Source organism: Alkalinema sp. FACHB-956 (genome assembly GCF_014697025.1).
GTDB lineage: Bacteria > Cyanobacteriota > Cyanobacteriia > Leptolyngbyales > Leptolyngbyaceae > Alkalinema.
Genome location: NZ_JACJRC010000050.1, coordinates 1 through 21874 on the forward strand (window position 1 = coordinate 1; position 21874 = coordinate 21874).

Here is a 21874-nt window from a genome sequence, read left to right on the forward strand (position 1 = left end):
ATCTGGTCTGGATTGGCAACTTGGCTCAAGTGGTCAACTTAACCGAGGAACGTCTGCACATTCTCCGCTTCCTAGGGGCTGCTTGCCAGAAGTACTACCTCCTCGTTTGAAACCTGCGGAATGTGGGTTCTAACATTGCGTTTTAAATTCACGTTCTAGAGTCGCGTTCTAGGCTCACAAAATTGGCTAGAATGTGTGATCTTGGTTTGTGCAGTCATCCGTGATCGATTTAACTTTTAGTTGCTAGATCGGTTATTTCTGAAAGTATGCGTTCGTTGTCGGGATGGTCAATCAACCATTTCCTTCAGCGATCGGCTGAATTGATCTGAGTCTGTATGGCTTCCAGTTGTTCTAGCGAATATTCTGTAATCCGCGCGATCGTCTCCAGGGATAAGCCTTCCTGCAACATCTTCATCGCCAGGATCCGCCGTTCCTCTTCCTGCCCTTCCGCGCGACCTTCGGCCTTAAGTTCCGTTTCCCACTCTTGATAAATCACCGATTCCCGCATCACTTCCCTCCTGAGAATTCGCTGAATCACCGTCTTCTCCAATGATAACCCAGCTATCACGGCACTGCTGACGGTCAGATTACTCCGCTCCGTCCGATCGGGAATCTCATCCAACCGCCGCGCCACTTCCCGTAACAAGGCTTCCCGATCGTTCGTTTGCGTCAACACCGCATAGGGCAATAAACCGGGTCGTTGCAAAAATGCTTCCGGTGACTGCTCCCACAGCCGCACCACTTGAAACTCATGGCGGAGTTGATTGCCTGCAAACTGCGTTATGTAGACCCACTCCGAAGTCGTTTCCCGTAAATACACAACCACTTGCACTAAGGTACGATCGGGGTATTTGCGATAAATGCGTAGGGCATAATCCGCCATACGAAAGGGCAAATCCCGATCGGGATTGGTTTGAAATTCACAATGGACAATTACCTGTTGCGATTTCAATAAAATCACAGAATCGGCTCGAATCGGCTCGATCGAGAGTTCTGTCGGTTTTAACTCAGTTAACGCGATCGGCTCTCCCAGCAACCAGGCTGCAAAATCCTGGGAGTATTGCTGGATCAGGAATTTAGAAAGGTTGTCAAACATAGTGCAATTTTACTATGTTGAGCAATACTGAAGTAGACAAGCAAATATCATTCTAGTAATTCCTGCATCAGACCATGATCAACTCGGAGGAGTTAAATTCACTTTTGGTTCTGAATTCAATGATTTTTACAACGGTTCGATCGTTGCTTTGCAAAGATATTAGATCAACTCTTGCCTGTGTACCACTAATCGCACAGACAAAAAAGTAGCCCTAATAGTTGCAACATCTCACTAGCCGATGTTACACACCCTTAGAACTACGCAAGGAAAATTACTAACCAATACACTCCCTCCATGGAGATTGAATGGAGGAAAGATGTATATGACAAGACTTAATTAGCAATCTGCATTAGCGATCTGCATTAGCAATCTGCAATTAATAACTATCTGCACCTGGAATAGAATCCGGCTCTAGGTCAAACTGCTCCAGGGAAGCATCACGGATTGCCTGCCAGCAATAGAACAGTTCTTCACCTTGTAGATCTTTTGTTCTAAATTCTTGGATGGCTTGATCGAGTTCTTGTAAGGTATGTAGGGTTTTAGGTGTAGCGGTGGATTTTGATGTGTCAGCCATGAGAACTACCTCCGGGGATGAGTGACAAGACTAAATGGTATGAATCAGACTAGCGTTGCTAGTAATGTTGCGAACCAAGTATTGCGAACCACGAATGTCCAGGGAACTCACAGGAGTGTATTAAAAAAATTTAATGCGACCCCCTTGGGCCTCAGTATAGCTAAAAAAGTCTTTCGGTGAAGTATTAAAAATAACGTCCGTATTGTTGAATTCCAACTTACGGTTGATTTTAGGGGGATCCCCCTGGGGTTCAGTATTGAAAGATACAAAAATCAAAGAAACTTGTCGATCGGTAATTTTTTAACATTAGATAAAACAAATGTCAGGCACTAAATGTCGGGCACTCTGCAAAATTCCAATTAACCATCACCCAAAATCAGTATTGTGCGATTGCACCATCAGTATTGTGTGATTGACCTTGGTGATCCCTGCCAGCGATCGCAGGTGCCCCCCACGGGTTCCCCAATGGTGTACCGTTATGAATGGATAGACTCAAGACCTCATAGATATGTCACCCGCCTGGAACCGTCGGCACGTTCTTTCACTCTCGGATTTTGCCCCTTGGGAGTACAACACCGTCCTACAAACCGCCAATAGTTTTCGTGAAGTCCTATCGCGGCGCACGAAGAAAGTTCCCACCCTTCAGGGACAAGTGGTTACGAATTTATTCTTTGAGCCATCTACCCGCACCCGCAGTAGCTTTGAACTGGCCGCAAAACGGCTGTCTGCGGATACGCTCAACTTTGCCCCTGGCAGTTCTTCCTTAACCAAAGGGGAAACGATTCTGGATACAGCGAAAACCTACCTGGCCATGGGCACGGATCTGATGGTGATCCGGCATAAAGAAGCTGGGGTGCCCCACGCGATCGCGGCGGAAATGGATCGGCTCAATTCGGGAGTAGGCGTGTTGAATGCGGGAGATGGTCAGCACGAACACCCCTCCCAAGCGTTATTAGATCTCTTTACGATCTGCGCCCTCCTGGATCCTGCTAATCCACGTTTGGAACTGCTACAAGGCAAGAAAATCGCGATCGTGGGCGATATTTTGCATTCGCGGGTGGCGCGATCGAACCTGTGGAGCCTGACTGCGAGTGGAGCCGAAGTGCATATGGCTGCTCCCCCCACCTTGCTGCCCAAACAGTTTGCCGATTACGTGAAAGCGTCGGATACAGCGGGTTCATCTGAGGGGATCGATCGTAAATTATTCATCCACTGGGAACTGGAGCCAGCCCTGCAAGCCGCTGATTTTGTTATGACGTTGCGACTGCAAAAGGAACGGATGACGAGTCATCTCCTGCCCAGTTTGCGGGAGTATTACCAACACTTTGGCATTACGCGGGAACGGTTACAGCAATGCCAACCCCATGTGAAAGTGATGCATCCGGGGCCAACCAATCGGGGTGTGGAGATTACGTCGGATATTATGGATGATCCGGACATGAGTTTGATTGCGGAACAGGTGACTAATGGGGTGGCGGTGCGGATGGCGTTGTTGTATCTCATGGGGGGCGGCAAAGCGTAGAAAAATCGCATATTTGCAAGGATTGTTTCAAATAATTTGTGTCTGTTTATATTAAATTGATTGATCAATGCTACAGATTCGATCCCCCCTAGCCCCCCTTATTAAGGGGGGAATTCAGTCAAATTCTTTCAAAGTCCCAGGGGGATTTAGGGGGATCATTCTGTGTTGCGATTACAAGTTGATTGGGTACTAAATTTCAAGGTTGGACGATCGAACCTATGCAGCAACTGACTATCACTCGTCCGGACGACTGGCACCTGCATTTGCGGGATGGGGATGCACTGAAGGCGGTACTGCCCCATACGGTGCGGCAGTTTGCGCGGGCGATCGTGATGCCGAATTTGAAGCCTCCGGTGCGGACGGTGGAGGAAGCTGCGGCCTATCGCGATCGCATTGTGGCTGCGATTCCGGCGGGACAGTCGTTTGAACCGCTGATGACGTTATATTTAACGGATAATACGACGCCGGAGGACGTTGTTAAGGCCAAGGAATCACAGTTTGTCAAAGCGGTGAAATATTATCCCGCTGGGGCCACGACGAATTCTGATTCCGGGGTGACGGATATTCGCAAGTGCGATCGGGTGTTTGAGGCGATGCAGGATGTGGATTTGCCGCTGTTGCTGCATGGGGAAGTGACGGATAAAAGTGTGGATGTGTTCGATCGGGAAAAGGAGTTTATCGATCGTTACTTGCAACCGCTACGGCAACGCTTTCCGAAATTGCGGATTGTCTTTGAGCACATCACAACGGCCAATGCGGTGGAGTTTGTACTTGCAACGGATAGGATTGCCGCGACGATTACGCCGCAGCACTTGCTGTTTAATCGCAGTGATATTTTTCAAGGTGGTATTCGTCCCCATTGGTATTGTTTACCGATTTTGAAACGGGAAGAGCATCGGTTGGCACTGCTGAAGGCGGCGACTTCGGGAAATCCTAAGTTTTTCCTGGGAACGGATAGTGCGCCCCATGGCCGCGATCGCAAGGAAAGTGACTGTGGTTGTGCGGGTTGTTATTCGGCGTTGCACGCGCTGGAACTGTATGCGGAAGCTTTTGAGAGCGTGGATGCTTTGGATCAGTTGGAGGCGTTTGCCAGTTTCTATGGCCCGGATTTTTACCAATTACCGCGCAATACGGACACAATCACGTTGAGTAAAACTGACTGGACAATCCCGGCGGAAGTCCCGTTTCCTGACTCGAATTTGGTGCCGCTGCGGGCGGGTGAGAAAATGTCCTGGAAGATGCTGGGATGATTGTTGATAGAGCGATATCAAATTGATTCATGGATGCGATAGATTCGATCCCCCCTAGCCCCCCTTAATAAGGGGGGAACAGGAGAAAACAGGAGAAAAATTTCTAGAATTGCTATTGTTTGCTTGATTGACTCGAAGTCCCCCTTATTTCTAGCGCAGCGGCGCGTAGCGCGGGGATTTAGGGATCGGATGGCTGGCGCGTGAAGATAAGATTGTCCTAATCATCTGGGCTACCGCGATACTTGCCTAGGCAGGATTCGGTGCCAGGGCTAGAGGAAGGTTTTGCACAACGGAGACTGGCTGAGGCCCGATCGCATAATTTCTCGATAAACTTTTTCAGTACGGTTGACAGGGCTTGCATTTACCCCTAGGCTTGTTTCTCATAGCTGAGTACAACCGTGTTGAACTGCTCGTTTGGATCAGCATAGCTCCCGAAAATTAAGGCGCTACCCAAGTTGCGGCAAACAACGAAGGGTAGCTAAACCCCGAAGCTGGTATAGGCAGCTAGGCGGTCTGACACGGATTGTAACATTCGATCGGGCCACCCTACTTGTCCTGCGCAAAAGGGTGGCTTTAATTTTTGGGGTTTCTTCCCGTCTCAACATCTAGGAGAAATCCCATGTTCATTGGTTTTGATGACTCCGATCGCGTCAGCGATGCGGAACGTAGACCATTTCGTTTTTATTTATTTGGCACTCGCAAAGAGGTGCAGTCAGCGATTAACCAGTTACATAGCTTGCGTTTCAGCGATCGTGTGCGTTGGAGCATACCGATGCCCGTTCCCGGTTCCGATTGGCAATACGTCAGCATGATGGAACGCGATCAGACTTAGAGTCATCTTTAAAAACCCGGTTTTTCAAAAAAACCGGGTTTTTGGGAGCGATCGTAGGGTATTGAGTGGGATAGGGGTTGTAAATATTGAAAACAGGGCGGTTTTGAGGAAAAAAATTCGTGTTCTGAAGCTCACGTTTCAAGCTTTGAGGCTGACGATCTCGGTTCTGAGGTTAAGGTTTGGAGTCCAAAGGTTGCAGCTTGTTGCTCCGAAGGAAGCGTTCTGTGTTCGGAAGTCCAAGTTTCGGCTTCTGAGGTCGGGGGTTAGTGTTTTGAGAGTGAAGGGTGAGGATTGAAGGGCGATCGTTGTGTGGTCTCTACTGGGTATCCAGCATCAGAGCACGAAAGCCTGCTTGCAAAAAGTGACGATCGCCTGTGACAGCATCAGTCAAGTTGTGCTGTTGCATGACGATGAAGGAAATACAGTCAGTCAAGCCCCAGGTTTTATCAGAACGGGATTGGTAGAGGGCGAGGGCTTGCATCAGGAGTTCAGTATCGACACTGACGATCTTGATATTGTCGGTACGATAGCACTGTTGAATAAATTGAACGGCACCGTTCCGGTTGAATGCGCTTAAGGCGTTGCCCACTTCAGCAAAGATGGCTTCTGTAATCCAGACTTCGGAGGCTACACGAACGCGGGGAAACAGTTGTTTTGCCTGGTTGTGGTAATCGTCGCGGGGATTGAGCAAGGCTTGAATGAATGCGGTGTCGAGAAACAAACGCTCATTGCTCATGAATCGGTTTCCTGGTGTTTGGGTGTGTCGTAGAGGTAATGATCGTGTTCGGCTGACCAATCAGCAGGAGCTTCAACGGTTCCAGTGAGGGATTCCAATACATCCCAAGCATTGCCAGCAGTTTGCAAGTGGTGCTGCCGAAGAGTAGTGGCAAATCGTAAGACTTGTTGTTGCAGATCATCGGGCAAATCATGCATCTCTTCAATAACTTTTGCAATGATTTGATTACTCATGAATTACTTCCTTTTCTGTAAATAATTCTACTTTTGCTTAAAGTGCGATCTCAAATGTGATGATTGAGTAACTTTGGAGTCACCAGATCAATTTGCCGATTTCCTATAAGACTTGAAAGTTCTTCCTGAATCTGACGTAGTTTACGGAATCCGGGAATATGCCCAGGTTGAAATTCAACCAACATATCAATATCATTATCAGAACAAAAGTCATTATCAGAACAGAGCCAAACAGCGAGAGTTCGGTAATATGCCAGTGTTTACAGAAGTGAGCCATCGTCTCTTTAGAAATCTCAATATTCTGAGTTCTCATGAATCGACCCCTCCATTGTTCGTAGACAGTGCAACATCAGAAGAAGAAATAGGATCGTGCCATGCTTGATAAAAGTCTGGGTAACTTATGTTTTGGGCACAATACCAAATAATTTCGTAAATATATTCGTATCGAAAATGTTTCGTCTCTAGTTGATCTGACAAGTGATTCTTCAAAACAAATAGATAAGACTTTAAGGCATTAATAATTTCAATTAATTGGCATTTCTCCGTCTTTGCTTGTAACAAATCAGCAGTCTTCAAAACCAAAAGCCATTCATCAGAGATCTGAATTAATTGTATCAAATCATTGGTTCCCATTCCCATATGCAAAACATCGTTCAACACATCAAGCTTATCATTAGGTAATGAAGGCGATATTTCCTGCTCACCAACTTTTATAGACAAACTGTCATCATTAGCCACCTTCACTTTCTCTGCTATCCAATTTGCATATTTAGCTACATGGGGAGGAAGCCTTCTTTTAATTCCCGAGCAAAAAATCAATTCTATTTCATTGCTGGTTATACCCATATTTTTTAATGTTTTAGCAATATACCACCGAGTATATGAATCAGGACACACATTGAGTAACTTAAGTAAGCATTCTCCTGTTTGTTTTATTCCTAGACTATACTCAATTGTTTTTCTCGCTTCTTGAGAAGCAGGTTTTAGGAAAGAGCACCATTTTTGCGTCTCATTATCAAAATAACCAAATGCATACTTACATACCTCCGATATGACTTCTTCAAATTTGGATATTGAGTAGTCTACAAATTCTTTGAGACCTTCTGCTGCCAAAAAATAGGCTTTGAAAGAGTAAAAGCCTCCACAGTTATCCTGGAAGCATAGCAAATTGGAGAAAAACTGCTCTTTTAACTTCTTTAAATGATTGTCGCCAGGAGATTTTCCTAACCATAGAAGTATGACTTCTCTCCATTGAGGTTCAAAAATTCGGTATTCTTGGTTCCCTACTGGGTTATCAATATGCTCACTAGGCAAGAAATAATCCCAATCATCAATTACAAACGCCGCAAAATATTCCTGAAACGTCGGATGGAAGAAGGCATAGACATTCTCAAGTGGATTTTCTTGTGCAACGCCGACGCAATTGAGCCAACCAAGTTGGCGCGCAAGATAAAACAGTGAATCCTCATCATCGGCAGCACCAAGAAATCGGTTGATAAACCTCTCTCGCAGACGGAAGCGAGAACTTTCCTGATCAATTGCTTCTTTCGCTAGTTCTCCTAAAGCACAGTTCAATTCTTCACGCTTTGCTGCACTTAATTTTATTGGAACCTTGCCCTTGTCCCATTTATAAAACATATCCACAAACCATTCATACAGTCCAGCTTTTGTTTCCGGGAGTTCACCTTGCTGCAATTGCCAACTGTAACAGAGCAAGGTTAAGCGCAACGGATTTTTTACCATATCCCGAATCCGTTCTTTGCCTGGTTGCTCTAACGCTGCCTTCAGTTTTTGCTGTAATGCTGGTTCAGTTGCAAACCATTTATCAATAAGCTGATGAACTTCGGTTGGATACTCAAAATCTAGATTGCGGTACACATCGAAATCATCCAGTGCATTCTTCCCCGCATCCCATACATTTAAGCGACAGGTTAGAACAACCCTTACATTCTGCAACCAGCCCTCACACATCTGAGTGGCAATCTGGTAAAGTGCATCCGAAATTGCCATTTCATCCACACCATCCAACAGCAACCAGACCTTCCCAGTTTTCAGCAGTTGGCCCAGTTCATCTCGATGCTCTGGCGAAACTTCTAGCTCATGAATGGCTGTTTGCAACCAGTCACCTAATAAATACTCTCTTAGTTTTCTTGTTCCTACTTCCGCTAACGGAATCCAAATCGGTATTCCATCGGTTTCCTCTAGAATCCAATCTCCAATTTTCTGGAGTTGGGTTGTCTTTCCAGCTCCAGGTTCTCCAATAATTGCAATACACTTTCCCTGACTATACTTACTTTGCTGTTGCCGCAATACTTGTTCAAAAAAGTCATTTTGGCTAATGGGTGTAATCTTCTCCTCATAAAGTTCCGAACCCTGCGCTGCTGAGGCCCCATCATTAGAGCGGTGTTTTGGCTTCTCTTGTCTCTCCACTACTCCTAACGGTACAAAGATTTCATTCAGTTGAAAGCGAACTCCATGCGGCTTCATTAGGGAGTTGGTTGTTAACCCCTTCCAGTGGTTCAGCAACTGTTGACACGTTTCCCGCCAGTCAGTCCTCTGCTCTAAATTATTAGCAAGCAGTGGTGTAAGCTTTTGATCCTCACCAAAATTTGCCTCTAAAATTTTTTGAACTCTAAGCAATCTGCCAATTTGGAAATTAGAAACTTCTTTAAGTATGTCGCGATAATCCCAGATATCTTTCCGAGAATCAAAGTTAAACTTATTTTGGATAACTTTTTGAATCGCTGTTTCTGAGTAAGAATCCTGTTTCTTCTTCAAAATATAGATAATCAGCCGGTTGTATTTTAAGTACTGACTCTGCTTGGTAAACTGCTCTAAAGTATGCTTAACCTTGTCAAGAGTATGAGTGGCTGTGATTTGAATAGAAATTTTTGCTGCCTCGTCTCCTAAATCAATACCAGGATAGTTAGGGTTATCCTCAGAGTAATTGATATTTTCTAAGCCCCAACCATACACTTCATTGAGCAAGGGTATCAATATTGTTTCAGCAGCTTTATTCAAGTCTGTTCTGCTCATCGCCGCTCCCATCTCGATTTGCGCTACAAAACGAGACATTAGCTCCTGAATTCGATTTTGAGCATTCATTAACTTCACTGACTACCTCAAGTACTCTCCTGAAAGCCGACTCTCCTAGATTTAGGCAACAATTTTTGCTACTTACAACGAGTATTTTAGCTATTTCAAGCAAAGATAGCCCTTAAGCCTTCATATTTTACCTTCTGAACTCGTAGCTTTAATCTTGTTGCTTAAAAATCCGGCCTCCGAACCTAAAATTTCAACCTTTGATCTCAACACTTCGACCTTTTTACCCAAAAAATGAAGCTCAGAATCTGAAAAGTCGAGCAAATTACTCAAACTTTCAAGCTCTGAGCCTCAAACGTGAACCTTGCTACACAACGCTTTGCAAACAGCAGGCAAATTGTTAAGCTTTTGGCTAAACCGTTGCTTCTCCACTCTTCACTGTTGCCTCCTGGCTCTTCGCCTTCCGGGGCTTCCGGGCAAACCGTTGTCCCATCTCACTCACCACCGCATCCATCCCCCCCACATTGCCACTCGCCTTCGCATAGCTATACACCTGCAACGCCGCCGCATACGCCTCACTACCCACCGCAAGGCAAGTATCATCCAACAACTCCTGCAACTGCGTCATCGACAGCAACAACGGATACAACGCCTCAAACAACTGCACATCCTTCCGCAACTCCTCCAAGTCAAACGATCGCGGCAAAAAGTCCGGATTCTGCGTCGCCACCTCCAACGCCTTACTGACAAACGCCCGACTCTTATCCCCCATCTTGGGTAGAGCCTTCCGCTCCTCCGCACTCAAATCCACCAAAAACGGAAGCTTCTCCTTAATTGTGGCCACTGCCGCCAATACCGCCTCCCGATCGGCCTGCGTCATCGTTGCACTAATTGGATTCGGAGCCATTGTAGACTACTCCCTGTAAGGGTTTACACCCTTAGAATGCCCAGATTCTCCCACTAAAATCCTGAGTCCCTGTGGGTAGAGTCATACCCTCGAACTTTGTGAGCGAGATTGCAGCATTCACAGTCCCGGCCCCTGTGCTTACCAAAGGATAGGACGACTGGGATAGGCCGATCGCGAGAAGAACACTAGAAACCCAGGCAACTAGAAACTCAGGCAACTAGAAACTAAATTGTGTCCTGATATTGCCCACATAGACAGTTGAATTGCTCTCGAAATTATTCGGATTGAAAATGGCATAAAACGCAGGAACGATCGCTAGATTCTTATTGATCGGGTAATAGTAGGAAAACTCTAGATCGTACTGCTTACCACCATCTCCAGCACCCGACAGCAGAAAATTCCGGCCTGAGGTATAGCTATGGGGCATCACAAACGAAATCACACCCAAGGCTCCCAATTTGCCTAAATCAGGGAAACCCATACCGACTTGAAACGACTGTACTTTAATATCGCCCCCTGCCCGTGCTGGGTTAATGGGATCAATGCCCACCCGTCCCCAGGAATAACGTCCAAATAAGCCAAACTTTTTCGTAATGTTCCATTCGAGATTCACAATCCAGGTATCAGAATTCGCATCATTGACCCGCCCACCAAAACCATCATCTGCATACCCATAGGGCAGTGGCTCACCTACAGCACCGCCAATAAAACCGTTATAAGCTTTAATGCGAGTCCGTGCATAATGCAACTTCAAGTTCAAATTCCGTATCGGACTATAGGCCAACTCCGACGCGATCGTATAAGTCGAATTGAACAAGCCAGCATTCGGATTGCTGGAAGTATTGAAGGTGGCTGGGTTTAAAAATTCAGTATTCTCAGCCAAAAAGCCTGTTGTCAATCGTAATTGAGGACTGATTGTCCAAGTTAAAACCGCACCAGAGCCCCGATCGACCGCATTGGACAGCGTACTGCCATTGGAGTTATAACTCGTGGCCCCCCGCATGAAGAAAGTATAGCGATTGCCGTCGTAGTACTTGTAAAAATTGAGTCGTGGCCCCACCGCCAAACGAATATCCTTACTCAGTGGAAACGTATAGGACAATTCCCGCACAACCACCGAATTCGCAGTCGGGGATCCTGTCTGATCTAGGAAAGGAACACCCCAGGAATTAAAGAACCCAGCCGAAACCAATTGATTGGCGGGAGAGCTCCCATTGCCCGTCACCAACTGCGTCACCAACAAATCTTTACCCGTAAAAGACGTGTTGAGATTCAAGAACAGGTAGTACCCAAATGTTGCTGCGGTATCACTCCCCTGGCGCACCACTCGGGACGGTTGATTGGTAATCGGCGATCGACGGGGGGGAGCAAAGGCACTCCCAGGAACCCCCCGTTCTGCTAACACATCTCCCGTGGGAAAGGCACTGGTCCAGTTAAACCAAAGATCCCCTGTCAGTTTAGTCGTGGTTGAAAATTGCTGCTTCTGCAAAGTCGCAACCTTACTCTCCAAGGCATCTACGCGCCCACGCAAGGTAGCCAGTTCAGCCGCAAATTCCGTTTGGAGTTGTTCTAAGGTCGCTAAATCAGCTTTGTTCGCCAGTGTGTCTGTAGCCGCCGTAATTAATTCATTAATCCGATCCATACAGGCATTTAAACCGGCGGCAAATTCATAGCGCGTCAACGCCCGATTCCCCCGAAACGTCCGGTCAGGATAGCCCGCAATGCAGCCATAACGCTCTACCAAAGACTGTAATGCTTGGAACGCCCAATCTGTAGGTTTAACATCCGACAGTTGCGAAACTGAAGTAATCTGCGCCAGCGGCATCTCGTCCACCATGACCGACGGCTCATTGGATAACGCAACACGGGGGGAAATCATTATCCCTGCCACAACCGACAATGCCAGTACCGGCGAACGGAGCCACGAAATTTGCACCAACATTGGCAACAATCCTCACACTAAAATGTCAGCTCAAAAAATATCAGCTCAAACCCTAATTCAATGGCTTACGTTCCGCTGCTGGCGGTAATTTCCGTTGGTCTTCTGGCGGTAAAAACCCTGCATTAAACACCTTATCCACGGGGGGGGGCTCAACCCCCAACACAGTCGCCACCTGCTGAATCGTCTTCTCTAAGCGTGCAGGATCAATGCCTCCCACACCCACCTTTTCTGACTCTGGCGTGACATACAGCTGTTGTAGGGCAATTTGTAATCGCCGTTTCTCCGCATTGGCATCCATCAAAGCATCCCCTGCCTTGGTCACAGAGGCGAGGGCAGCGGCTGGATCTTTCAACGTATCTTGAAACCCTTTAACATAGGCCCGAAGAAAGCCTTTGACAACCTCTGGATTTTGATCGAGAAAGGCTTTCTTCACCACGATCGCATTGCCATACAGATCTAAACCATTGTCAGTGTAATAAAACACATTGAACTCTTCTGGCTTTTTACCTGCTTTCTCTAGTGATGGCACGACCGTTGTCGCAAAGCCACTCACCGCATCCACATCACCCTTCAATAAAAAAGCTTCCCTCAATTTCGGCTCCATCGTAATCCATTCTACGCTGTCAGCCTTCAGCCCCAATTGGCTCGCTAATACCGGCCAAATCTTACGAGGCGCATCGCCTGCGGGAGCACCCAGCTTTTTCCCTCCTAAGCCCTTGGGATCATTAATATTGCTGGACTTCAGTGTTACGATCGCAAAGGGAGAGCGGTTATAGGGCACAGCAACTGCCACCACGGGATCGTTAGGGTTCTTGGCATTGAACTCAATCATGGAGTAGATATCACCAAACCCAATTTCAAACTGGCCCGCTGCAACCTTGGTGATGGTATCCGATGAACCATATCCACGCTCAAGTTTGACATCCAAGCCTTCCTCTGCAAAATAACCACGCTCAATAGCTAGGGTAATCGGCGCATTATCCCCTTGTAACAACCAAGATGGATTGACTTTAATCGATCGCTTCCCTTGGGTATTACCAGCAGCAGTGGACGTACCAGGCGCACTGGAATTGGGTGGCTGAGCCTGACACCCTACAACCACCATCGCGCCCACCAAAAGCATTGGCAATATCAAACGTTTCATCACACCACCACTCCTCTGTAATTAAGCAGCCAGATCTACCCAGTCGGTATTTACTAGGTATCAATCAACTAAGTATCAATCGACTAAGTATCAATCGACTAAGTATCAATCGACTAAGTATCAACCGAATAGAGATTAACCAACCGCTCACTGCAATGACCGAATTGATTCAACAGACACTTTGACAAGGTCTCAATGAAATGAATGAAACAAATCTCAATTGAAATACTAAATTGCAACACTAGATTTAAATTCAAACAGATCGATCACTTCAAAATACTGAAACTGAAATGCATCAAATGATCCGACAGATCACCTGTGACACGCTAGTCATACAGGCTTCACCATCTTATCTAGCTCATGACTGAGTAAAAACTGAAACAGGGGATGAAACTGTTATGTGGTATACGATCATGCAGTTTTTTTTGGCGCATGATCAATAATTATGTTGGTATACCATATATCTCTCACTTGATTTTGTCAGTCTTGATTCTGTTAGTAACAACGCCCGTGTTTCAGCAGGTATATACCTGAATCGAGGTTACTCTATGCTCCAGTCTGAATACATCACTGATGTCCGGGACTCTCGTACCTCATCAGCCTTTCTTGAATTCGATCGAGTTGGCTTAGAGTATCCCGTGGAAGACGGTATGCGACGGATTATTCAAGAGGTTAGTTTATCCATTGCACCGGGTGAATTTGTATCCTTTGTGGGGCCGAGTGGTTGTGGCAAGACTTCAATTTTGCGGATGGTGTCTGGACTGGCTCCTGCACCGATCGGAGCAGTCCGGATGCGGGGAGAAACTGTAACCAAGCCTTTGCGCAATGTAGGAATTGCGTTTCAGAACCCTGTCATGATGCCTTGGCGCAACACAATCAGCAATGTGATGCTGCCCTATGAAGTAGTACAGCCTTTTAAGCGCGACTTTAAGGATCCCAAAAAGCGGCAGGGCATGGTGCGAGAAGCCCAGAAATTGTTGAAAGTGGTGGGTCTTCAGGATTTTCAGGAGCAATATCCTTGGCAACTGTCTGGCGGAATGCGACAACGGGCCTCCCTTTGCCGAGCACTGATTCACCAACCGGAGATTTTATTATTAGATGAGCCCTTTGGAGCACTTGACGCCTTCACCCGTGAAGAAATGTGGGTCATGCTTCAGGAACTTTGGATGCAGGTGCAGTGCGTTTGTATTTTAATCACCCACGATTTACGCGAAGCCGTATTCCTATCCGATACGATCTATGTGATGGGTCCCCGCCCCAGTTCGATCGTCTATCAAGTTAAGCCCAATCTCCCTCGGCCTGTCACCCCCGAAATGATGCTATCGGATGACTTTAATCATATTGTGAATGACTTACGGCGACACATTCATCGCAATTAGATCAATTGAATGATTGGGTTTGAGATGATCTGTTTTAAAGCACAGTTTCTTGAGGTTCTATGGAAGCATTAGAGCGGTTTTCGCGATCTAAAAAAGCAACGATCGTTTTACCGTTGATAGCAACGGTGATTTTATTGATTCTGTGGGAGGTCTTAACGATCGTTTTAAAAATTCCAGCATTCAATTTGCCTGCCCCTTCAGTAATTTTCAATACGATGATCACCAAGTGGCCCGCGCTCTTAGAGAATTCGACTCAAACTTTATGGACAACATTGGCAGGATTTCTCCTAGCGATTGTCGCTGGGGTAATTTTGGGCTTTTTAATTGGATACTCGCGGTTAGCCTATGTAATTCTTTACCCCATTTTGGTGGGATTTAACACGATTCCTAAAGTCGCCTTGGTTCCATTATTTGCACTGTGGTTTGGCATTGGTACCGTACCAGCGATTCTCACTGCGTTCTTGTTAGCCTTTTTCCCGATCGCGGTTAATGTGGCGCTGGGTTTAGACACTGTGGAACCCGAAATGAAAGATGTGATGCGGGCTTTGGGTGCCAGCCAAGTGGAAATCTTTCAAAAAATTGGCTATCCCCACACCCTACCCTATATTTTTGCGTCCCTCAAAGTTGCAATTTCCCTCGCCTTTGTAGGGGCTGTGATTTCGGAAACGGTGGCTTCCAACCGAGGTATTGGCTACATGATTGTCAGCGCCAGTTCTAATTTTGATGTGCCCCTTGGCTTTGCAGGGTTATTGATGCTGGGGATCATGGGGACAGTCTTGTATGGGCTGTTTGCGGGGATTGAAAAAAAGGTGATTTACTGGGCACGGTAAAATCTGGCCACGATCGAATTTGTATACGATCAAGCTTCTGTACGATCGAATTAAGGTGAAGTGGGTCTATCCAATCCCACTTCACCTTTGCCCTAGGTACACCAACGTTGATTGGGTCTTCTTTCTAGGGGTTCTCTTTTCGTAATACCAATTCGTAATACCAATTCGTAATACCAATATGACATTGGCTAGGCAGCAATTTGGTCTCGCTATTGGCCTCGTTATTAGCCTAGCTAGCCACTTGCTCCCAAAACTTTACTCCGATCGGTTCCACCATTGCCAGTGCAAGTAATTTGTATGCAGGAAATTTTCAGGCATGCCGCGAGAGGGCTGTTGTAATGGTGGTTTCGGGCCTGCGATTGAGGGGGCTGAGCGAACCTGATTGCGTTTGTGGAAAAATTTCATAGTGGCCTCCGAGAATTGTTCTGAGGCACAACCAAACCTGTCACCGCACTTTAAAAGGGTACGTCCGAATCTTTAGTCTGTGCTTTTTGCTACATTTTGATTGTAGCACACCATAAACTATCCAACCATAGATTGATCGTGCCCCTTGGACTCCAACACAGTCCAGACTCCAACACAGTTCAGACTCCAACACAATTCGAACTCCAACACAGTCCGGATTTCTCAGCGGTGCAATCATCCTCACTTACCCCAAAACGTAGCTACCCAGCAGCCTTATTCCCTTTGGGTAGAGTCATACCCTCGAACTTTGTGAGCGAGATTGCAGCATTCACAGTCCCGGCCTCTGTGCTTCCCAAAGGATAGGATGACTGGGATGGGCCGATCGCGGGAAGAAGCTTGTAGTTGTTGCTGGGTTTCGGGGGTGATGTAGGGAGTAGTCCGATCGTACTCAATGCCAACGATTTTATTATTTTTCAGACAACCGAGGTTGAGCTCATATTTGCCATCGCGGTATTGGTTGATTGAATTCTGGTTGGCAATTCCCTGGGCGATCGCCTGTTGGAATCCTGGATCACCAAACCGGACAATTCGCAAATAAGCCGCATTCACAGGATTGTCAAAATGTTGTTCCTGTCGGGTGACCAAATACCCACACACCACCGTGTCAAATTCATCATCGCCGAAAATTCCGTAGGCCGTAGTCGATCGGAGATGGGGAACAGAAGGCAGGTCACAGGATGGCTCTGGGGCAGTGGAAGCAGCAGGGCTAGGCGTGGGCGGTGCGGGCGGACTGGCTTCAGTAGCTAGCAGCGGCCTTGGCATTCCCAGGAAGAACCCTATGGACACCAGGAAGGACAGCAGGAGTCCCATAGAAACACCCATAGAAACAACCATAGAAACCATCATTGTTTCTATGATTATTTTGATGCTTGTTTGTCTTGTTGGCCAGCCCTGGTCTTCCATTCCAACCTTTCCTTGCGATCGCGCCCCTCAACCGACTTACAAAGTCCAAGAGGCTATGATTCATAGATCCCTCACTGGCTAGCGAAATGCAATTAAAAGATGTTGAATTTGTATCGCATATTGAACAGATTGGCCAACGGATGGCCCAACGGGTTTAGAAAAGCGGCTGAGAACCCATCGTTCCCATTAGAATAGGATTGCAACTTGATTGAGTAGCTCAACGGGGCTGACAACGGCTCTGGAATGAATACTTCTTGGCTAGATACTTCTTAGCTAGATACTTCTTGGATGGATACTTTAGGTTTTTGGGTAACGGCATCATGGTGACTGAATTAAAGCTCTCCTGTCCCCCACAGGTTCATGCCAACGATCATTTTGCCATGACCTTTGCACCCCTGTCGATCGACGAAGCCTATCGGTTAGCGGATGACGGAGCCAACGGCGCGATCGTGCTGATGAGCGGCATGGTACGCAACAACACCGAGGGACGCAGCGTCCAGTTTTTAGAATACCAAGCCTACGAGCCCATGGCCCTGCGGGTATTTCAGCAAATTGCCACGGAAATTCGGCAAACCTGGCAGGATGTTACCCATATTGTGATTCATCATCGCACGGGAAAATTGGAAATTGGTGAAGTTAGCGTATTGGTCGCGGTGGGCTGCCCCCATCGATCGGAAGCCTTCGCCGCCTGCAAATTCGCGATCGACACTTTAAAGCACAACGCTCCCATCTGGAAAAAAGAACACTGGACTGATGGTTCCAGCAGTTGGGTCAGCATTGGAGCCTGTGAGCAGAACGAAGATAGTAACTGTTAAAGCAACCTTGTAAGCCTAGGTTCATCCCCATAATGGATCCCCATCTACGATCGATCAAAAACAGAAATCGAGTGCGCAAAGGTAATGAAGTGATGCGTTAACTCAGCCATTCAACATGACTCGCTTAGTCATGCCTCGATCTAGTCATTGCTAGATCACGGATGATGGAAAACATGCTTGCCTAGCATCAATGCACAAGAAAAAATCACTAGCGATGAATCGTCCCGATCGCTTGGAGCATCACATCCCAAAACACCCCATTTTGAACAAATAAACCAAATCGAACCACTAGCGGAATACCTGGATCAATCCTGAGCTTTTCAAAGGCGAACGGCACAATCAATAAAGCCAACATCGCAGCCAACAGAAAAGTCGGTCGAAAATCATGCCCCCGGATCACACCGCTAAAATAGACACCCAGCAGCACTCCACAATACATCATGCCTTGTTCCAGAATCGAAAGCTGGCCTTCCTCGGCCTCGGTGATGCCGTACCAACAGGCTACTAACAAAGAGGGAGCGCGATCGTGGTTTCGATCGTGCATCCAGTGCTGTCTTGCGTGTCTAGGTCGTAACTGATGTCTGCTTATCGATCGGTTCAGGTCAAAGTATTTCAGCAGATTCATGGGATTTCCTTAAGTACAGTAGATCAACAAACCGTTGTCCCAAATAAACTGGGTACCACCCTTTTGCTTCAGGTGAGCACTCGGCGTCACCTTTCTCCCCTAGGCGATAATTCTCGCAGGAAAGTTTCCCGATTTTGGGCGATCGGCGATAACCAAACAAGGTCTTTACAAATATGAAAAATCTGGATAAAGAAATTTGACCTAAGCGGAGGCTATGTATAATAACGCGATCGAAGCCCCAGTTAAGCCCCAGTTAAGCCCCTGCTATCTGGTGAAATGGGTTAAAACTGGGGGACACACTCTAAACTGTCACATAAATCCTAGGAGATCTGAGAATATTGGTTATGCAGAACAAATTCTCGATCTCGTTTCGGCTGGACTCAGGGGCAATCCTAAAACGATTGCGGGGATAGCACTGTACGAATGCGTTGTAGCAAGGTATTAAACGGCTGCCAGTTATCGTCTTGGGTAATCGGTTCCCAAACGGCTTCGATTTCCGGGCGGGTAATCACCAAATCTGGATTTTGGGCATAGAGTTGGGCTTGGATCGCAGGCAAGTCAGCCTCGGGCACGTTATTTAACAATTGGTGGTAGCGTTGTCGCCATTGATCGAATAACGGTTGTAGATCTGTGACCTCGATCGGGAAATCTGCCAGAATTTGATTCGCATCCTGCCGCCAAGTGGGCGAAAATTTCCGAGTGAGTTCCCAGAAAAAGCCATGGTAGCTGGTTTGGGACGTGTGGAGAAATTCGATCGTGGCCTTCAACAATTCCCGCGCCAGCCCATCGTCTCCGAGTTCTTCCGTTTGCCCAAAGCCTAACTTTTTCAGCATGAGAGCCCGATAGGTTTGGCCATAGTGGGCGTCATACTGAGCGATCGCGGCATCGAGATCCGATTCAGAAATCACTAACTTCAATGGAACCTGCAACATTTGGAGATTCCATTTACAAATTAACGGTTGATTGGAATAGGCATAGCGTCCGAAATAATCAAAATACGCAGCGGTAAATTTCGGATCAAGGCTGGGGATAAAGGCATAGGGGCCATAGTCAAAACTTTCCCCCGTAATGGCCATATTATCGGTGTTCAACACTGCATGGCAAAATCCCGCTGCCATCCACTGCGCCACCAACTCCGCTACCCGGCAAACTAATTCGCCATAGAACCGGGCGTAGCGATCGGGGGCCGGTAACAGGTGGGGATAATAGTATTCGATCCCATGCTCTAATAGATTGGCGATCAAATCCTTACGGCCTAGGTAATGCAGCCGTTCAAAGGTACCGAAACGGATATGCGATTGCTGGACGCGAATCATCACCGACGATCGGGTGGGAGAGGGTTCATCCCCACGCCAGAGTTTTTCCCCCGTTTCCACCAAACTCAAACAGCGGGACGTGCGGACACCCAAGCGGTACAACATTTCCGCCGCTAACACCTCTCGGACGCCGCCTTTCAACGTGAGTCGCCCGTCGCCGCCTCGGGAATAGGGGGTGGTGCCCGATCCCTTGGTGCCCAAGTCGTAGAGGCGATCGTCGATTCCCCGCACTTGCCCGTAGAGAAAACCTCGGCCATCTCCGAGGGCAGGATTGTACTCCCCGAATTGATACCCGTGGTAACGCAAGGCGAGGAAGGGCGATCGGCCTTGGAATTGCCCAAAGGCTTCAATAAAATGCTGATCGGTAACTGCTTCCGGGTCTAGTCCCAACTGCTGTAAGACGTCATCGTTACGCCACCGCAGGGAATAGCTGGGAAATTCCGCCGCTGGGACGGGATCAAAATAGTCTTCTCCCAACTGTTCGATCGCGGGTTCGTAGTTGAGCGCCAGAATGGGGTTCACGGGACGGCCTGGAAATGGAACGCTTCCCATCCTAGCGAGATTTGACCGCTCTTTTGCAAGAAAAGACCAATCCCTGGGTCAGAGAACGCTCAATGCTAACCGTTGATGACTTCTTCACCCCCCTACCCGTCTACCCCCCCTACCCATCTATCCACTTGGGACTTTATTTATACGCCACTCCCTTAGCGAGAGGGTTGGGCCAGGGTGGAACTGGATTTCTTGGTGACAACGAGGTTATCGCGATGGACAACGGTGTCTTCCCCTGTATGGCCCAGGATGGTGGCGATTTCTTCCGATCGGCGGCCTCGGATTTTTTGCAATTCTTGGCTATTGTAGTTCACCAAGCCCCGAGCAATTTCCTGACCGTGGAGATTGCACAGGCGCACGGCTTCATCGGCATCAAAGCTGCCCTCAATGCCAATAATGCCAGCGGCTAGCAGCGATTTTCCTGCATTGCGAATGGCATTCACCGCACCATCATCCAGGTAGAGTTTTCCGGCGGGAACCATGCCATGGGCAATCCAGCGCTGACGGGCACTGATGGGGCGAGCGTGGGGTTCAAATTGCGTGCCGATCGACTCCCCGGCCAGAATTTTCAGGAGATTGCGGGGTTCTTGACCTCGGGTAATCACGGTTCGCACCCCTGCGCCGGTGGCAATTTGCGCCGCAGAGATTTTCGTGACCATGCCGCCGGTGCCCCATTGGGTTCCAGAACTACCCGTATCAACGGCTAAGTCGTCAATGTTTTTCACTAATACGATCGGTTTTGCATCGGGATTGGTGCGGGGATCGGCAGAGTAGAGGCGATCGACATCCGTGAGCAGGAATAACCAATCGGCATCAACCAAACTGGCGACCAACGCGGATAGGGTGTCGTTATCCCCAAATTTCAATTCATCAACAGCAACGGTATCGTTTTCATTGACGACCGGAATCACGCCCAGGTTTAACAGTTCTTGGAAGGTGCGATAGACGTTGACGTAGCGGTTGCGTTCCACTAAGTCCCCTCGGGTCAGCAAGACTTGGGCAATCGGTTGTTGCATAGCGGTGAAGAAGTCGTCGTAAATCCGCATGAGGCGACCCTGGCCAACGGCGGCAACGGCTTGCTTAACGGAGATGACTTTGGGGCGTTCGGTCAGTCCCAGGCGGGCACATCCCACTCCCACCGCGCCTGACGACACCAAAACGACGCGGTGACCTTGCTGTTGCAGTTCGCTGAGGATTTCCACCAGAGCCGCGATCGTGGAGAGGGCGAGGTTTCCGGATTCTGGCTGGGTCAGGCTAGAGGTGCCAATTTTGACGACGATCGTTTGACGATCGCAGGTTGGGAAATGGGTTGCAGCAGCGTGGGACATGGTAGGGCAATCAACAATCCAAGGGCCGATCGATTTTACCGCTAGTCGTTAGCTATTGTGGGTCGAATGTCTGTTCTTGCGCTTAGCTCAAAAACCAGAATTTTCAGAAAATCCCGGTTTTTAAATCAGATCGCGCTCCATCCTGCTGGTGTATTGCTCATCAGCATGAGTTAGGAGATTGGATTGGACACCCGATCGCCGTTGTAGCGAATAATAAAAGTACTCTGTGTGATGAGTCATTTCCATGCGACGCGATTCGATTTTCTATGCATTATTCAAACAATCTCCCACCCTGTTGTTTGAACTGTTAGACCAAGTCCCCGCCTCTGCGGATCAATATCGCTTTGAATCCGTCGCTGTCAAAGAACCCAAATTTGAAATCGATG

General features: G+C 47.6%; 20 protein-coding genes. 7 read left to right on the forward strand and 13 right to left on the reverse strand.

Annotated features, from left to right (window positions below):
• Positions 1-304: 304 nt before the first annotated feature.
• Entirely contained in the window at positions 305-1096 is a 792-nt protein-coding gene (locus H6G21_RS24800; RefSeq protein ID WP_190577229.1) for an Rpn family recombination-promoting nuclease/putative transposase, read from the reverse strand.
• Positions 1097-1472: 376 nt separating this feature from the next.
• On the reverse strand, positions 1473-1670 hold the full coding sequence (locus tag H6G21_RS24805; protein ID WP_190577230.1) for a hypothetical protein: 198 nt from the start codon (positions 1668-1670) through the stop codon (positions 1473-1475).
• Positions 1671-2178: 508 nt separating this feature from the next.
• On the opposite strand from H6G21_RS24805, the gene H6G21_RS24810 reads away from it, so the two are divergent.
• A complete protein-coding gene (locus H6G21_RS24810) occupies positions 2179-3192 on the forward strand; it encodes an aspartate carbamoyltransferase catalytic subunit (protein ID WP_190577231.1) in 1014 nt (337 codons plus the stop codon).
• Positions 3193-3410: 218 nt separating this feature from the next.
• Positions 3411-4442 (forward strand): dihydroorotase, encoded by a 1032-nt coding sequence (pyrC, locus tag H6G21_RS24815; RefSeq protein ID WP_190577232.1) that lies wholly within the window; start codon positions 3411-3413, stop codon positions 4440-4442.
• A gap of 217 nt (positions 4443-4659) precedes the next feature.
• On the opposite strand, the gene H6G21_RS24820 is transcribed toward pyrC, so the two are convergent.
• Positions 4660-4803, reverse strand: a complete 144-nt coding sequence (locus H6G21_RS24820) for a hypothetical protein (RefSeq protein WP_190577233.1) — start codon at positions 4801-4803, stop codon at positions 4660-4662.
• Positions 4804-5061: 258 nt separating this feature from the next.
• Here H6G21_RS24820 and H6G21_RS24825 point away from each other — a divergent pair, with 258 nt between their 5' ends.
• The gene (locus H6G21_RS24825) at positions 5062-5274 is read left to right on the forward strand and encodes a hypothetical protein (RefSeq protein WP_190577234.1); all 213 of its coding nucleotides are present in this window, start codon (positions 5062-5064) and stop codon (positions 5272-5274) included.
• Between the two features lie 316 nt (positions 5275-5590).
• Here H6G21_RS24825 and H6G21_RS24830 read toward each other — a convergent pair whose 3' ends face one another.
• From H6G21_RS24830 to H6G21_RS24855, 6 genes are all read right to left on the reverse strand, one after another.
• Entirely contained in the window at positions 5591-6010 is a 420-nt protein-coding gene (locus H6G21_RS24830; RefSeq protein WP_190577235.1) for a PIN domain-containing protein, read from the reverse strand.
• On the reverse strand, positions 6007-6243 hold the full coding sequence (locus H6G21_RS24835; protein ID WP_190577236.1) for a hypothetical protein: 237 nt from the start codon (positions 6241-6243) through the stop codon (positions 6007-6009). The genes H6G21_RS24830 and H6G21_RS24835 overlap by 4 nt, the downstream gene beginning before the upstream one ends.
• 309 nt (positions 6244-6552) lie before the next feature.
• Positions 6553-9348, reverse strand: coding sequence for an SMEK domain-containing protein (locus H6G21_RS24840; RefSeq protein ID WP_277875336.1), 2796 nt, complete (start codon positions 9346-9348; stop codon positions 6553-6555).
• Between the two features lie 349 nt (positions 9349-9697).
• Positions 9698-10192, reverse strand: a complete 495-nt coding sequence (locus H6G21_RS24845; protein ID WP_190577256.1) for a hypothetical protein — start codon at positions 10190-10192, stop codon at positions 9698-9700.
• Between the two features lie 217 nt (positions 10193-10409).
• Positions 10410-12071, reverse strand: a complete 1662-nt coding sequence (locus tag H6G21_RS24850) for an iron uptake porin (RefSeq protein WP_242042044.1) — start codon at positions 12069-12071, stop codon at positions 10410-10412.
• Between the two features lie 115 nt (positions 12072-12186).
• Positions 12187-13278 (reverse strand): ABC transporter substrate-binding protein, encoded by a 1092-nt coding sequence (locus H6G21_RS24855; RefSeq protein ID WP_242042045.1) that lies wholly within the window; start codon positions 13276-13278, stop codon positions 12187-12189.
• A 548-nt stretch (positions 13279-13826) separates the two neighbouring features.
• On the opposite strand from H6G21_RS24855, the gene H6G21_RS24860 reads away from it, so the two are divergent.
• On the forward strand, positions 13827-14657 hold the full coding sequence (locus H6G21_RS24860; protein ID WP_190577260.1) for an ABC transporter ATP-binding protein: 831 nt from the start codon (positions 13827-13829) through the stop codon (positions 14655-14657).
• A 59-nt stretch (positions 14658-14716) separates the two neighbouring features.
• Positions 14717-15487, forward strand: coding sequence for an ABC transporter permease (locus H6G21_RS24865; protein WP_190577263.1), 771 nt, complete (start codon positions 14717-14719; stop codon positions 15485-15487).
• A 678-nt stretch (positions 15488-16165) separates the two neighbouring features.
• Here H6G21_RS24865 and H6G21_RS24870 read toward each other — a convergent pair.
• Entirely contained in the window at positions 16166-16786 is a 621-nt protein-coding gene (locus H6G21_RS24870; RefSeq protein WP_190577265.1) for a hypothetical protein, read from the reverse strand.
• 389 nt (positions 16787-17175) lie between these two features.
• On the opposite strand from H6G21_RS24870, the gene H6G21_RS24875 reads away from it, so the two are divergent.
• Complete coding sequence (locus H6G21_RS24875) at positions 17176-17670, forward strand: molybdenum cofactor biosynthesis protein MoaE (RefSeq protein ID WP_190577267.1); 495 nt, start codon at positions 17176-17178, stop codon at positions 17668-17670.
• A 208-nt stretch (positions 17671-17878) separates the two neighbouring features.
• Here H6G21_RS24875 and H6G21_RS24880 read toward each other — a convergent pair whose 3' ends face one another.
• The 3 genes from H6G21_RS24880 to proB all read right to left on the reverse strand — a co-directional run bounded on the left by H6G21_RS24880 (position 17879) and on the right by proB (position 21488).
• Positions 17879-18214 (reverse strand): hypothetical protein, encoded by a 336-nt coding sequence (locus tag H6G21_RS24880; protein WP_190577269.1) that lies wholly within the window; start codon positions 18212-18214, stop codon positions 17879-17881.
• Positions 18215-18687: 473 nt separating this feature from the next.
• Positions 18688-20163 (reverse strand): YdiU family protein, encoded by a 1476-nt coding sequence (locus tag H6G21_RS24885; RefSeq protein ID WP_190577271.1) that lies wholly within the window; start codon positions 20161-20163, stop codon positions 18688-18690.
• A 152-nt stretch (positions 20164-20315) separates the two neighbouring features.
• Positions 20316-21488, reverse strand: coding sequence for a glutamate 5-kinase (gene proB, locus H6G21_RS24890; RefSeq protein ID WP_190577273.1), 1173 nt, complete (start codon positions 21486-21488; stop codon positions 20316-20318).
• A 244-nt stretch (positions 21489-21732) separates the two neighbouring features.
• Between proB and H6G21_RS24895 the strand changes: the two genes are divergently transcribed.
• Positions 21733-21874 (forward strand): DUF2887 domain-containing protein (locus H6G21_RS24895; RefSeq protein ID WP_190577275.1); only part of this gene is annotated, 142 nt, incomplete at its 3' end.